General features: G+C 64.4%; 13 protein-coding genes. 8 read left to right on the top strand and 5 right to left on the bottom strand.

Annotated features, from left to right (window positions below; all coding sequences use genetic code 11):
* Positions 1 to 143 precede the first annotated feature (143 nt).
* Positions 144 to 1,154 (top strand): glycosyltransferase, encoded by a 1,011-nt coding sequence (locus NMQ16_RS01855; RefSeq protein WP_257078778.1) that lies wholly within the window; start codon positions 144 to 146, stop codon positions 1,152 to 1,154.
* A 17-nt stretch (positions 1,155 to 1,171) separates the two neighbouring features.
* Here the strand turns inward: NMQ16_RS01855 and NMQ16_RS01850 are convergent, their stop codons facing one another.
* From NMQ16_RS01850 to xseA, 5 genes are all read right to left on the bottom strand, one after another.
* Positions 1,172 to 2,737, bottom strand: a complete 1,566-nt coding sequence (locus tag NMQ16_RS01850; RefSeq protein WP_257078777.1) for a hypothetical protein — start codon at positions 2,735 to 2,737, stop codon at positions 1,172 to 1,174.
* A 25-nt stretch (positions 2,738 to 2,762) separates the two neighbouring features.
* Positions 2,763 to 4,802 carry an FAD-dependent oxidoreductase gene (locus NMQ16_RS01845; RefSeq protein ID WP_257078776.1) on the bottom strand — a complete coding sequence of 680 codons (2,040 nt, stop codon included), beginning with the start codon at positions 4,800 to 4,802 and terminating at the stop codon, positions 2,763 to 2,765.
* Complete coding sequence (gene rfbF, locus NMQ16_RS01840) at positions 4,796 to 5,566, bottom strand: glucose-1-phosphate cytidylyltransferase (protein ID WP_257078775.1); 771 nt, start codon at positions 5,564 to 5,566, stop codon at positions 4,796 to 4,798. The genes NMQ16_RS01845 and rfbF overlap by 7 nt, the downstream gene beginning before the upstream one ends.
* A gap of 158 nt (positions 5,567 to 5,724) precedes the next feature.
* Positions 5,725 to 6,312, bottom strand: coding sequence for a superoxide dismutase (locus tag NMQ16_RS01835; protein ID WP_257078774.1), 588 nt, complete (start codon positions 6,310 to 6,312; stop codon positions 5,725 to 5,727).
* A gap of 95 nt (positions 6,313 to 6,407) precedes the next feature.
* Complete coding sequence (gene xseA, locus NMQ16_RS01830; protein ID WP_257078773.1) at positions 6,408 to 7,739, bottom strand: exodeoxyribonuclease VII large subunit; 1,332 nt, start codon at positions 7,737 to 7,739, stop codon at positions 6,408 to 6,410.
* 263 nt (positions 7,740 to 8,002) lie between these two features.
* Here xseA and NMQ16_RS01825 point away from each other — a divergent pair, with 263 nt between their 5' ends.
* The 7 genes from NMQ16_RS01825 (at position 8,003) to NMQ16_RS01795 (ending at position 13,100) form a co-directional block, all read left to right on the top strand.
* The gene (locus NMQ16_RS01825; RefSeq protein ID WP_257078772.1) at positions 8,003 to 8,614 is read left to right on the top strand and encodes a MotA/TolQ/ExbB proton channel family protein; all 612 of its coding nucleotides are present in this window, start codon (positions 8,003 to 8,005) and stop codon (positions 8,612 to 8,614) included.
* A gap of 9 nt (positions 8,615 to 8,623) precedes the next feature.
* Positions 8,624 to 9,052, top strand: coding sequence for a biopolymer transporter ExbD (locus NMQ16_RS01820; protein ID WP_069040118.1), 429 nt, complete (start codon positions 8,624 to 8,626; stop codon positions 9,050 to 9,052).
* The gene (lpxK, locus tag NMQ16_RS01815; protein ID WP_257078771.1) at positions 9,049 to 10,065 is read left to right on the top strand and encodes a tetraacyldisaccharide 4'-kinase; all 1,017 of its coding nucleotides are present in this window, start codon (positions 9,049 to 9,051) and stop codon (positions 10,063 to 10,065) included. The genes NMQ16_RS01820 and lpxK overlap by 4 nt, the downstream gene beginning before the upstream one ends.
* Positions 10,046 to 10,267 (top strand): Trm112 family protein, encoded by a 222-nt coding sequence (locus tag NMQ16_RS01810; protein WP_257078770.1) that lies wholly within the window; start codon positions 10,046 to 10,048, stop codon positions 10,265 to 10,267. Before lpxK ends, NMQ16_RS01810 begins: the two co-directional genes overlap by 20 nt.
* Before the next feature lie 10 nt (positions 10,268 to 10,277).
* Positions 10,278 to 11,042: a 3-deoxy-manno-octulosonate cytidylyltransferase gene (gene kdsB / locus NMQ16_RS01805; RefSeq protein ID WP_257078769.1), complete on the top strand. Its 765-nt coding sequence runs from the start codon at positions 10,278 to 10,280 to the stop codon at positions 11,040 to 11,042.
* Positions 11,043 to 11,184: 142 nt separating this feature from the next.
* The gene (gene adk, locus NMQ16_RS01800; protein WP_069040122.1) at positions 11,185 to 11,838 is read left to right on the top strand and encodes an adenylate kinase; all 654 of its coding nucleotides are present in this window, start codon (positions 11,185 to 11,187) and stop codon (positions 11,836 to 11,838) included.
* Positions 11,839 to 11,843: 5 nt separating this feature from the next.
* Complete coding sequence (locus NMQ16_RS01795; protein WP_257078768.1) at positions 11,844 to 13,100, top strand: 6-phosphofructokinase; 1,257 nt, start codon at positions 11,844 to 11,846, stop codon at positions 13,098 to 13,100.
* Positions 13,101 to 13,169: the final 69 nt, after the last annotated feature.

The following is a 13,169-nucleotide window of genomic DNA, read 5'->3' as shown; positions in this document are numbered from 1 at the left end:
CTCAGGGCGTACGGCGACTTCGTGAAGCCGTGCGCGCACGGCGCTCGTCGATGAGTTCCCCTGCCCTGGTCCGCTGCTAACATCAATGCCGCCATTCTTTTCCTTCACCTTGCGCCACGTTGCGCTGGGTCGATGCAATATTCATGAAAATCCTCGTCGTATCGACCGTCTATAACTCGACGCCTCCGGTCGGGTATGGCGGCATCCAGCGTGTCGTCCATTACCTGACCGAGGCGCTGGCACGTGCCGGCCACGATGTGATCCTGATGGCGCCGCCACGCAGTTGGTGCTCAGGGCGCACTGTGCACGTCGACGCCTACGATCCCGAGCGCGCCTGGACCGCGGTTAAGGGCGAGGGCGACCTGTTGTCGGAAGAGCCGCTGTACGAGGCGATGAAGACCTTTCTCGAAAGCGAGAAAGTGGATGTCATCCATGACTGGAGCTTCCAGAACCTCTACGTGAAGCGACATCCGGAGCAGTTTCCCTTCGTCGTATCGACCTGCATTCCGCCGGCCCCAGGCTATCAGCGTGACAATCTCGTTGCCTGCAGCGATGCACATGCGCGCTTGATCGGCGGGGCCACACGTCATGTGCACTACGGTCTGCCGCTGCACGACTGGCCTTGCCGTACGGTCAAGACCGCGCCGCCTATCCACATTGCCAAGATCGCGCGTTTCAAGGCACAGCATCTGGCACTGCTTGCCTCCATGAAGTCGGGCAGCGAACTGGTTCTGGCCGGCAACGTCGAGAACCCACGCTATTTCAACTGGATCATTCGTCCCTTGCTCGCGCTGAACCGGCGTGCGCGCTACATCGGCGAAATCAGAGGCACCGAGGCGCATTTGCTCGAAGCGTCAGCGCTGGTGCAGACCCCACGCTGGTTCGACTGCTTTCCGTTTGTCGTGCTGGAGGCGCTGGCCAGCGCCACGCCTGTGATCGCGCTGTCCGCGGGCGGCGTGCCGGAGCAGGTCAGGCACGGAGAGACCGGATTTCTGTGCAACGGTGTCGGCGATCTGGCCGAGGCGTTCGAACGCCTTGGTGAAATCGACCCGGTGGCGTGCCGAGCCGACGCCGAAGCACGGTTCTCCGATGCCGTGATGGCCGCGAATTATGTACGCCTGTATGAACAGGCGAGGGCGGGCGAGCGCTGGTAGAGCAGGGCGGACTGCCGTCAGCTCAACTGAACGGTCAGTACGGTGAAGCTGTGTCGGCCGAGCGCGAGGTCAATGCGCCCATCGCGCAGTTCGACGTTGCGGTCGGTCCACGCGACCGCCTCCTTGAAGTAGCTGCGGGCGCTCAATTCGCGTGCCGTCACTTTCGCCTTGCTGACGCCGGGCAACCGGATGTCCAGTGTCTGCACTTTGTCCGGATGCTTGTTGATGATGGCCACGCGTACCGTCTTGCCGTCACGCACGGCATGCGATTCGATCGACGGAATCGCCGCCTGGGCAGGAACAAAACCAGAGCGTGCGGTGGCCATGGTCGCAATGCCGGTCGCTTCAGTGCGCAGCAGTGAGCCGCGCACCAGATCCCGATAGGCTTCGAGCACGTGGAATTGCGGCCGCGGCTTGCCCTCGTGACTGATCGCCCCGTACCACCAGTTGCCACACAGCGACCAGAAATTTGCCATCAGCAGATCGTCGGTCTGGCTGTACACGCGAAGGCAGTCGGCGGTGAACAGCGCACCGGCCAGACTTTCGATGTAGCGGTCGGTTTTCGACAGGAAAATGCTGGCCAGCCCCCAGCGGAGAATGTCCATGGAATAAAGCGCATTGTGCTCGGTGAAGGCGAGTTGCACCTTGCGGTTCGGGTGGTACTGGCGCAGCTTCGCGCGGGTCGCCTGCATGTCCTCCTGCATGATGTGCACGCCGGCCATGGTGGCGGTGAACAACTCAAGCTCGCTTTCCTTCTTTTCGAAGGTCACCGGGAAATAGCTGCTGTGCAGACAGGCGAACTCGAACGGTGCCTGCATGCCCTTGAGGACGGTATCGATGTATCCCTTGAACGGTGTTGATTCGACGCCGCCCAGTGTGTCGTTCCGCAGCACGATGCCAGTCTGAATCGAAGGGTCGACGACCTTCATTGCGCGGATTGCCGCGTTGGCACGGGTCGCGTATTCGGCCGGCGTCATGCCGGCTTCCTTGAAGTGCGAGGCGAGGTAGGGTTCGTTGCCGATTTCCCAGTAGCGCACTCTGGGCAGGTCGCTGTCCCGGCGATTGGTATGACGTACCCAGTCGGCGGCTTCCTCAGCCGTACCGGTTGCCAGATTGATGGTGATCAGCGGCTCCGACCCCCAGCGCTTGCACAGCGCCAGATACTCGTCCGTGCCCAGCCCGATGCGCTCCTCCTTGCCTTCGAGCGTCTTGGTGAGTTTGCGCTGATCGTAAGGACCGATGCCGTTGCGCCAATGGTAGAAATCGGAATTGGTGCCGCCGGGGTAGCGCAGGGCCGTCGGAGCCAGCCTGTCGCCAAGTTCGAGGTAGGCCGGTACCGGGGTGGTGCCGTTTTCCTTCAGGAAGCCCTGGGCCGAATGCGGCCAGTCCATATTGTTGCCCAGCACCAGCGGATTGAGCGGGCGCAGGGCGTCATCGACATTTACGGTCAGTGAGGCGCCGGACGAATCCGGCGGAGCGCCTGCCAGCGCCCGCCCGCTGCCGGTCGAGCAGGCCGAGCCGATGACGGACTGGCCGATGACGGCCCCGATGCCGGACAACAACTGGCGCCTCTTTTGCTGCATGAGTGCTGCTCCCTTGTTTGAAACGTCAACGGCTCGCCGATTCGCGAGCGATGTGTGCCGCAATCTCCCGCGCATTGCTTACTGCGGTGATGATCTTCCCGCCGAGTACCGACCAGCAGCCGAACCCGTGCGGTGTGACGACGGTCGGGCGCCCGTCGAAGTCTTCGCTGTAGGCTTCGACAGTCCGGACGCCGACCCTTGATTCCACGTAGCGAGCGTCTGCAAGCAGCGGAAGATAGCGCAGTCCGTGTCGCAGCAGGTTGTCGCGGTTGCTGGGGTAGTCGTTCCATTCCGGTGGCAGGCCGTTGGCGGTGACCTGACTCGCCAGGATGGACTGCTGGATGTGCGAGAGCATGAAGTAACCGTCGCGCCCGATGCTGGTGAGGCTGGTGAAGGGCGCGTCGAGCAGGGTCATCATGAAACGGCGAGCACCGGGAATCTGGTACACCGCCATCTCCAGCAGATCGAAACGCATGGGCCGTACCGGGAAGCCGAACCATTGCGCGATGAGATTGGTGTTTGCGTAGGTCGCGTTGACCACATAGTCGAATTCGGCGCTGCCAGTCAGTGCGCCTTCACGGTAATCGAAGGCCTTGCGGCCGTCGGCAAGCATGCGACCGGCGACAATTTCGGTGCCCAGTCGCAGGTCTATGCGGGGCGAGGCATGGAGTGCGTCGAGCAGTCGCTGCGACAGGCGTCCGATATCGACCACCGCCTCGTCGGTGAGCAGGCAGACGCTGACACGCGATGGGTCGACGATGTCCTGCGGAGGCGACACTTCGGTAAATGACAGTCCGCAGGCACGACAGGTTGCGATGTAGCGTTCGGCACTGATTTCGTGACCCAGTGACGATACGGCGTAGTAAGCGGCGATATCGCGCAGCACGGAATCGTCGTAGGCTGATTCGAAATCCGCCTTGGCGTCCTGCACTTCCAGCATCGTTTCGATGCTGCGCGGATAGTGGAAACCCGAATGGTGGCGCCATTGATTGAGGTAGGACGCTTCAGTCAGTAGCGCGGGGTGTCTTTCAAACAGCGTCACCTCGCATTCGGCAGCAAGTTCGACCGCGCAGGTGGCGCCGAAAACGCCACCGCCGATGACGGCTACGCGAGGGCGTGCGTGTCCTGCCGAGCCGATTTGCTTGCCACGCGACAGCGCTTGCGAGCGGGCGCGCTCGGCGAGTTCGACCACGGCGACTACGTGCGACAGGGAAGGCTGCAGACCCGCCTTGCCTGCCCGGGCGTCGAGCCACGCCTCGAACTGCCGGCGCAACACGCCGCCTGCAGGTCCGAAGAATAGTTTGTCCGTGCGTCCGCGGGTGGTCGTTGTGAGGATGTTGTCGCGGAAGTCGCAGTGCAGGCGGCACTCTGGCCAGGCGAGAGTCAACGTTCGCACCGGTTCGATGCCGCGCCATCCAATGCTCAGGCGGGCCGACAGACCGCTCGAAGATCGCAGGCTTGCTTCGGCATGAAAGCCCTGCTGCCACGCAGTTATGGTCGATGCGGGAGAGTCAGCGAGCAGATCGAAAAGATCGAAGGCGTGTATCCACTCGAAGAACGGCTCTTCGCCGTCGCGGTGCGTCGCCAGCGGGTTGGTAAAAGTGAGTTGCATGTCGCGCGGCACACCGCGTGTTGCCACTTCGTCGGCCAGCGCCCGCGCCAGCGGATGGTGACGATAGATGTGCCCGACCGCCAGTGTGCGGCCATTCGCACGCGCCGTTGCGCACAGTTCAGCTGCCTCGGCGGAAGATGCGGCGAGCGGCTTTTCGACGAATACGTCAGCGCATTCAAGCGCTTCTCGCACCATTGATGCATGAAGCGCAGACGGTGTGCAGACATCGACCAGATCCGGGGCAAGCGCAAGTCCTTCCGCCAGTGAAGCAAAGACGGCGCACCCGGCTTCAGCGGACAGGCGATCCCTGCTATCCGCCGATGAAACGACAATGCCGAGGATGCGCACGCGTCCGTCGGCTTCGAGCGCCTTCCATTCCCGGAGGTGTTCTCGCCCGAAACGGCCCGCGCCGATCAGCAGTAATGAAGGCGGCTGCGCTGAAGTGCTCACCATGTGCGCCAGGGCGCGTTGCCATCCGCCCAGAGGTCCTCGAGCAGCGTCTTTTCACGCAGCGTATCCATGCAGGACCAGAAGCCGAAGTGACGGAAGCCCATCATCTGCTTCTCTGCGGCAAGTCGCAGAAGCGGATCGCGCTCCCACGGGGTATCGTCACCGTCGATCCGGTCAATCGCTTCGGGCGACAGCACGAAGAAGCCGCCATTGATCCAGCCTTCCGCTTCTTCCGGCTTTTCATAGAATTCGTCAATACGGTCGCCTTCGAAGCCGATGCGGCCGAAGCGTGCCGGTGGCTTGACGGTTGTCACGGTGGCCAGCTTGCCGTGTTCGCGGTGGAAGGCCAGCAACTTGTTCAGGTCGATGTCCGCCACACCGTCGCCATAGGTGAACATGAATTCATCTTCGTCCTTCAGCCACGAGCGCAGGCGCCTGAGACGACCACCCGTCTGCGTGTTCAATCCGGTGTCCACCAGATGGATCTTCCATTTCGGGCGGTCGCCATCGTGGATGGTGGTCGTACCCGAACTCAGATCAATCGAAAGATCGCTGTTGATGGCGTAGAAGTTGAGAAAGTATTCCTTTATGCTCTCGCCGCGATAGCCAAGGGCGACAATGAACTCGTCGAAACCCTGACTGGCGTAGATGTTCATGATGTGCCACAGCATGGGCTTTCCGCCCACCTCGACCATGGGCTTTGGCTTGGTCTGGGTTTCTTCGGACAAACGTGTGCCGAGGCCACCGGCAAGAATGACGACCTTCATGAAAAACGCGCTCCCTTAATTCCCGGGCGCAAGTGTGCTGCACAGGAACAAGTCGCTCCAGTAGATATGCCACAGGTAGCGACACATTGTCTCCGCTCAGGTCGGCGCTTTTTTTGCAGGCCTGAGCAGTCAGCCGGAGCGAGCACCCCGGCGGGCGATCAGGCCGCGAAGTTCTTCGCCGCGAAGTCCCAGTTGGCGAGACTGGCGAGGAAGGTATCGACGAAGTCCGGACGGCGATTGCGGTAGTCGATGTAGTAGGCGTGTTCCCACACGTCGAGCGTCAGCAGCGGCTTCGCGTCGGAATTGAGCGGCGTGCCGGCACCACTGGTGTTGACGATGTCCAGCGAGCCATCCGGCTTTCTGACCAGCCAGGTCCAGCCGGAGCCGAAATTGCCGACCGCCGACGCCTTGAATGCCTTCTTGAATTCGTCGAAGCTGCCCCACTTGGCATCGATCGCTGCCGCCAGCGCGCCGGTCGGTGCGCCGCCGCCTGCAGGCTTCATGCTGCTCCAGAAGAAGCTGTGATTCCACACCTGCGCCGAATTGTTGAACACGCCGCCGGCCGGAGCCTTCTTGACGATGGCTTCCAGATCGAGGTTTTCGAACTCGGTGCCCTTGATCAGGTTGTTCAGGTTGGTGGCATAGGTCTGGTGGTGCTTGCCGTAGTGGAATTCAAGGGTTTCGCGGGAAATGTGCGGGGCCAGAGCGTCGAGCGCATAAGGCAGCGGGGGCAGCGTGTGTTCCATGGTGTCTCCCAGTCGTGTCGGTTCAAAGTCAGGTATGCGAGTTTAGGGTTGCCCAAGTCCGAGCACAAGGCAAAGCGTGCAGGCACAAAGGCCCCTCAAGTGCTGGGTGTTTCGTCCGTGGCGGCCGGTGCGCTGACGCGATCGACCGTCACGCCGGCCCTGCCGCGTGCGAACTGCAGTTCAATCGCCTGTCCGGCCGAAAGCGTCGTCGCGTCGCGCACGATGCGGCCTTCGCCGTCACGCACGATGGAAAAACCGCGCGCCAGCACCGCCGCCGGATCGAGTTGTGCCAGTTGGGCTGCATTGAGACCGCTGCGGTGGCGCGCGGTTTCAAGCAGCCATCGCGCCGAGGTTCGCAGACGTTCGGTCAGCCGCAGCAGTGCGACCTGACGACGCGCGAGATCGGGGCGTCTGTCGTGCAGGCGTTGGGCCAGGGCATCGGCTTGACGGCGCTGCTGAGCCAGGCCGACATCGCGGGCGCGGCGCATGCGCGCGTGCAGCGCATGCAGCCGTTCGCCCGCCCGCGCCAGCTGTCGTGCCGGCGCGTGCAGCCGCGACGACAGGTCATCCAGCCGCTGGGAGCGCCGCTCCACGCGGGCGCGCATGGCCCGGGCGAGCCGAAGTGCGAGTCCGACCAGCCGCGCAGCCGCCTCGACATGGCCGGCGCTGACCAGTTCGGCGGCGGCGGTCGGCGTGGCGGCCCGGATGTCCGCCACGAAGTCGGCAATCGAAAAATCCGTTTCGTGCCCGATGCCCGTGACGACCGGAACCGGGCTGGCTGCGATGGCGCGTGCCACAGCCTCGTCGTTGAAGGCGGCAAGGTCTTCCGCCGATCCACCGCCGCGCACCAGCAGCAGGGCGTCGCAGCCGAGGCGCCCGGCCCGCGTGACGGCGGCGGCGATCTGCGGCGGCGCATCGGCACCCTGCACGAGACAGGGCAGTACGGTCACCTCGATATGGCGGGCGCGCCGCGCCAGCGTGATCAGCACGTCGCGCAGTGCTGCACCCGACGCTGAGGTGACCACAGCCAGCCGGGCGGGCAGCGCCGGCAGCGGCCGCTTGCGCGCAGCGTCGAACAGGCCTTCCTGTTCCAGCTTTGCCTTCAGCCGCAGAAAGGCGTCGTGCAGCGCACCCTGGCCGGCCGGCCGCATTGCATCGACGGTCAGCTGGAAGTCGCCGCGCGCCTCGTACAGCGATACCTGGGCGCGCACCTCGACGCGCAGGCCGGCGCGCACTTCGAACGGCAGCAGCTGGCTGCGGTTGCGGAACATGACGCAGCGCACCTGAGCCAGTTCGTCCTTCAGCGAAAAGTAGAGGTGCCCCGACGCAGCGCGCGTCACGCCCGACAGCTCGCCGCTGACCCAAAGCACCGGAAAGCTGCGCTCCAGCGTCAGCCGGGCGCGTCGTACCAGTTCGGATACCGGCATGCCGGGTCCGGCCGGCATCGGTGATTCAGTGACCATCGTTCACCACGTTGTCATCGAAGCTTAATTTTTGATCGTTGCAAGAAAAACGCCTGTACCAGCCGCGATTTCCCGCTGTCGTCCGGCCGCTACCCACACGGTTATCCACAAGTTCTGTGGATAACCCCGTCCGGCGGCATGCTGCGGTGCGCAACGACATCGGGTCAGGGTTGCCCCGACTGGTGTCGCAGGCTACAGTTCGCCGCTTGCTGACGAGGGGAGCGCACGTGTTTGACATCATCCGGGCGGCCGGCTGGCCCATCTGGCCGCTGATCGCGGCGTCCATCATTGCCCTGGCGCTGATTTTCGAACGTCTGGCGAGCCTGCGACGCAGCAAGGTGGTGCCACCGGCGCTACTCGATTCCGTGCTGGCCGATCTCAAGGGCGGTCTGCCGAACGCCGACATGATACGCCGCGTTGCCGCCCACTCGCCGCTCGGCCGCGTGCTGGCGGCCGGTCTGCGCAACGTGCGCAACCCGCGCGAAATCATGAAGGAAGCAATCGAGGAAGAAGGGCGTTCGGTGGTGCATCACCTCGAGCGCTATCTGACGACGCTGGGCACGATCGCCGCAGCCGCGCCGCTGATGGGACTGTTCGGGACGGTCGTCGGCATGATCGAAATCTTCGGATCGCAGACGGCGACCGGCAGCAATCCGCAACAGCTCGCGAGCGGTATTTCGATCGCGCTCTACAACACCGGCTTCGGTCTGCTGGTGGCGATACCTGCACTGATCTTCCACCGCTACTTTCGCGGTCTGGTCGATGACTTCGTGGTCGAGATGGAGCAGCTTGCGATCAAGCTGGTCGAGGTCGTACACGGCGAGCGTTCGGCAAAGTAGGGCGCCCAGATGAATTTCCGACGCGGACGCGGGCGCGAAGAGCTGGAAATCAACCTGATTCCGCTGATCGACGTGCTGCTGGTCATCCTCATCTTCCTGATGGTGACCACGACGTACTCGAAGACGGCCGGCCTCGAGATCACGCTGCCCAGCGCGCAGGCGCCGGAAGCCGAGCCGGTTGCCCGCGAGATCAATGTGATGATCACCGCACGCGGCGATATCCTTGTCGATCGTCAGCCGGTGCCGGCAGGTGACATCGAGCGGCTGCGCAGTGCGCTGGCGGGCGCTGCGTCGGGCAAGGAAGATCCGGTGGTGATCATTTCGTCCGACCGCGACGCACGGCTGCAGTCGTCGATCGATGTCATGCAGGCCGCACAGAAGGCAGGCATCGCCGGCATTTCCTTCGCCACCCAGTCCGACGCGCCGGCCGGTCGATGAGTGCAGCGCGGGCGCTGCCCGAAGCCTGGCAACGGCGCGGTTGGCTGGCCTGGCTCCTGTGGCCGCTGTCGCTGCTGTACCGGCTGGTCACCACACTGCGCCGTGCCGGTTATCGCTCGGGCGTGTTGCGTGCCGACCGGCTGCCGGTCCCTGTGGTGGTCATCGGCAACATCATCGCCGGCGGTGCCGGCAAAACCCCTCTTACCCTCTATCTGGCGCGCGCGCTGACCGCGCGCGGCCACCGTCCGGTCATCGTGTCGCGCGGCTACGGCGGGACCGTGCAAGGGGTGCGCGAGGTCGCGGCGGAGGATGACCCTGCGCTGTGCGGCGACGAAGCCCTGTTGCTGGCGCGTCGCAGCGGCGTGCCGGTATGGGTCGGACGTCGCCGTGCGGAGGTCGCCCGCGCGGCACTCGCGCGCCATCCGCAGTGCGACGTCGTGCTGTGCGACGATGGCCTGCAGCATTACGCGCTGGCGCGCGACATCGAGATCGCGGTATTCGACCGGCGCGGCGTCATGAACGGATTTCACCTGCCGGCCGGCCCGCTGCGCGAGTCGCCGTCGCGTCTGGCATCGGTGTTTGCGCAGGTGCTCAACGGCACGCCGGATACCCCGCTGGCCGGCCCGCCGCGCTTTTCGATGCGTCTGCGCGGAGAACGCTTTCACCGGCTCGGCCATCCCGGCGACAGTGCAGGTGTCGCCGACCTTCAGGGTCTGCGCCTGCATGCCGTGGCCGGCATCGGCGAGCCGGCGCGCTTCTTCGACCACCTGCGCACGCTCGGGCTGGTGTTCGTTGCGCATCCGTTTCCGGATCATCACGCGTATTCGGCTCGGGACCTGATTTTTCAGGACTGCGATGCCTTGCTGCTGACCGAGAAGGACGCGGTAAAATGTCACGGATTGTCGGACACCCCTGTGTGGGTATTGCCGGTCGAGGCACACCTCGATCCTGATCTGGCGGGCCGGGTATCCGACCGCCTTGCGGAGCTGAAGCATGGACCCCCGACTACTTGAGATTCTCGTCTGCCCGGTCACCAAGGGACCACTGGTGCTTGACCGTGCACGCAACGAGCTGCAGTGCAAGGCGAGCCGCCTGGCCTACCCGATCCGCGACGGCATTCCGGTCATGCTGGAAGACGAAGCGCGCGAAATGACCGAGGACGAAGTGGCTGCATTGCGCGACGCGACGCCGGGTCGCGGTGCAACGTCCATCTGAGGCGCTCATCATGTTCAAGGTGGTGATTCCCGCCCGGTTCGCCTCGACCCGCCTGCCCGGCAAGCCCCTGCTCGACATCGGTGGCCTGCCGATGGTCGTGCGTGTCGCGCAGCAGGCAGCGCGCAGCGGCGCCGACGCGCTGGTGGTGGCGACCGATCATGAAGGCATCGCCGCCGCGGTCAGCGCCCACGGTTTCCAGGCGGTGATGACACGCGCTGACCACCCGACCGGTACCGACCGCATCGCTGAAGTCGCGGAGCAACTGGGCTGGTCGCCTGCGAGCGTGGTGGTCAATGTGCAGGGCGACGAGCCGCTGATCGATCCGGAGCTGATCCGTGCCGTCGCGCTGGCGCTCGATCAGGATCCGGAATCGTCGATCGCGACCGCCAGCAGCGCCATCACGGAGGCGGCTGATTTCTTCAGTCCCGGCGTGGTGAAGGTGGTGTGCGATGCGCAGGGCCGCGCGATGTACTTTTCGCGCGCACCGATCCCGTGGGCGCGCGACGACTTTGCCGTCACGCGCGACGCGCTGCCGCCCGGTCTGCATGCGCAGCGCCACATCGGCATCTACGCCTACCGGGTACGCTTCCTGCAGAAGAACGCCCGTCTCTCGCCGGCGGCAGCCGAGCAGTGCGAGGCGCTGGAACAGCTGCGCGCGCTGTGGCACGGGCACCGCATCCGCGTTGTCGGCAATGTCGCCATGCCGCACGCCGGTGTAGATACCGAAGACGATCTGGCGCGCATGCGTGTGCTGTTCGCGAACGGCATTGCGTGACGCACTGCGGTTTGACCGCGCCGCGCATTGGCGGTAAGTTCGCGCCCGCTGACATCGGACGGTAACGTAGCCGGTGCGGCCTGCAGAAGAATAATCCGGACATCACATCAACCCCGACAACAACACCACATCAGGAGCGGACATGCGCCTCATTCTTCTGGGCCCGCCGGGCGCCGGCAAAGGTACTCAGGCCACCTTCATCAAGGAACGCTTCAGCATTCCGCAGATTTCGACCGGTGACATGCTGCGTGCCGCGGTGAAGGCCGGCACCCCGCTCGGCATCGAAGCCAAGAAGGTGATGGATGCCGGCGGCCTGGTGTCGGACGACCTCATCATCGGACTGGTCAAGGACCGTCTGCTGGCCGACGACTGCAAGGCCGGCTACATGTTCGACGGCTTCCCGCGCACGATTCCGCAGGCCGACGCGATGAAGCAGGCCAAGGTGGCGATCGACTTCGTGCTGGAGATCCAGGTACCCGATTCGGACATCATCACCCGCATGAGCGGCCGCCGTGCGCATCTGGCATCGGGCCGCACCTATCACGTCGTGTTCAATCCGCCCAAGGTGGAGGGCATCGATGACGTGACCGGCGAGCCGCTGGTTCAGCGCGACGACGACCGCGAAGAAGTGGTGAAGAAGCGTCTCGAGGTGTATCACTCGCAGACCCGTCCGCTGGTCGATTACTACTCCGGCTGGGCACAGCGCGGCGAACCGGGCGCACCGCAGTACCGCGCCATCTCGGGCGTCGGTCCGGTCGACGAGGTGATGAAGCGCGCACTCGAGGCACTGCGCTGACACTGATGGCCGCAAACCTGTTCTACGCGCAGTCCGGCGGCGTCACCGCGGTCATCAACGCCACCGCCTGCGGTGTCATCCAGGCGGCACGCGAGCAGGGCGGTCGCATCGGCAAGGTGTTTGCCGGACGCAACGGCATCCTCGGCGCACTGCATGAAGACCTGATCGACACGTCGTTCGAAAGCGATGCAGCCATCGCCGCCCTGCGCCATACGCCGGGCGGCGCCTTCGGTTCGTGCCGCTACAAGCTGAAGGGGCTGGACGAAAGCCGCGCCCATTACGAGCGGCTGATCGATGTGTTCCGCGCGCATGACATCCGCTACTTCCTGTACAACGGCGGCAACGACTCGATGGACACCGCATGGAAGGTGTCGCAGATCGCCGAGCGTCTGAACTACCCGCTGGTGTGCGTCGGTGTGCCGAAGACGGTCGATAACGATCTGGTCGGTACCGACAATTGCCCCGGCTTCGGTTCGGTGGCGAAATACGTCGCCGTGTCGATGATGGAAGCCGGTCTCGATGTGGCGTCGATGGCGCGTACCTCGACGAAGATATTCGTCATGGAAGTGATGGGCCGGCACGCCGGCTGGATCACCGCGGCAGCCGGACTGGCTGCGCGCAATGCGGGCGATGCGCCGCACCTGCTGCTGTTCCCCGAAATCCCCTTTGATCAGGCCGCCTTCATGGCGCGCGTCGATGCCTGCGTGCGCGAACACCAGTTCTGCGCCATCGCGGTGTCGGAAGGCCTGCGTGGGCCCGACGGCAAGCTGCTGGCCGAATCGGGCACGCGCGATGCGTTCGGTCATGCCCAGCTGGGTGGCGTCGGCCAGCAGGTGGCCGAATTGATCAAGGCGCAACTCGGTCACAAGTATCACTGGGCGCTGCCCGACTACCTGCAGCGCAGCGGCCGCCACATCGCATCGGCGACCGATGCCGCCCAGGCGCACGCGCTGGGTCGCCGTGCAGTCGAGCTGGCGCTCGAAGGACGCAATGCCGTGATGCCTGCCATCGTGCGTACCGCCGACAGTCCCTACCAATGGGAAATCGGCGTCGCGCAGCTGGCGGATGTCGCCAACCACGAAAAGATGATGCCGCGAGATTTCATTTCCGACGACGGCTTCGGCATTACCGATGCCTGCCGGAGATACCTGCAGCCGCTGATTGCGGGCGAGGACTATCCGCCCTATGTCGACGGCCTGCCGGCCTACGTGAGTCTGAAGAACGAAAGTGTGGCGGCCGTGCTGCCCGCGTTCGGAGGCTGACACAGACCACGTGCAACCGCTTGTTGCAGTCCGCTTTCCGGCGGGCTGCCGATTTACCAGGGCAGCAGC

The sequence above is a fragment of the Methyloversatilis sp. XJ19-49 genome (assembly GCF_024580145.1).
In the GTDB taxonomy this organism is placed as follows: domain Bacteria; phylum Pseudomonadota; class Gammaproteobacteria; order Burkholderiales; family Rhodocyclaceae; genus Methyloversatilis.
Note: the sequence above shows the minus strand (reverse complement) of the source record. Positions and strands in the feature narration are given on the sequence as shown.

Excerpts from the sequence above, each read along its gene's own strand:
- NMQ16_RS01855 (WP_257078778.1), top strand. The coding sequence starts at position 144 with ATGAAAATCCTCGTCGTATCGACCGTCTATAACTCGACGCCTCCGGTC.
- NMQ16_RS01850 (WP_257078777.1), bottom strand. The coding sequence starts at position 2,737 with ATGCAGCAAAAGAGGCGCCAGTTGTTGTCCGGCATCGGGGCCGTCATC.
- NMQ16_RS01845 (WP_257078776.1), bottom strand. The coding sequence starts at position 4,802 with ATGGTGAGCACTTCAGCGCAGCCGCCTTCATTACTGCTGATCGGCGCG.
- rfbF (WP_257078775.1), bottom strand. The coding sequence starts at position 5,566 with ATGAAGGTCGTCATTCTTGCCGGTGGCCTCGGCACACGTTTGTCCGAA.
- NMQ16_RS01835 (WP_257078774.1), bottom strand. The coding sequence starts at position 6,312 with ATGGAACACACGCTGCCCCCGCTGCCTTATGCGCTCGACGCTCTGGCC.
- xseA (WP_257078773.1), bottom strand. The coding sequence starts at position 7,739 with ATGCCGGTATCCGAACTGGTACGACGCGCCCGGCTGACGCTGGAGCGC.
- NMQ16_RS01820 (WP_069040118.1), top strand. The coding sequence starts at position 8,624 with ATGAATTTCCGACGCGGACGCGGGCGCGAAGAGCTGGAAATCAACCTG.
- lpxK (WP_257078771.1), top strand. The coding sequence starts at position 9,049 with ATGAGTGCAGCGCGGGCGCTGCCCGAAGCCTGGCAACGGCGCGGTTGG.
- NMQ16_RS01810 (WP_257078770.1), top strand. The coding sequence starts at position 10,046 with ATGGACCCCCGACTACTTGAGATTCTCGTCTGCCCGGTCACCAAGGGA.
- kdsB (WP_257078769.1), top strand. The coding sequence starts at position 10,278 with ATGTTCAAGGTGGTGATTCCCGCCCGGTTCGCCTCGACCCGCCTGCCC.
- adk (WP_069040122.1), top strand. The coding sequence starts at position 11,185 with ATGCGCCTCATTCTTCTGGGCCCGCCGGGCGCCGGCAAAGGTACTCAG.
- NMQ16_RS01795 (WP_257078768.1), top strand. The coding sequence starts at position 11,844 with ATGGCCGCAAACCTGTTCTACGCGCAGTCCGGCGGCGTCACCGCGGTC.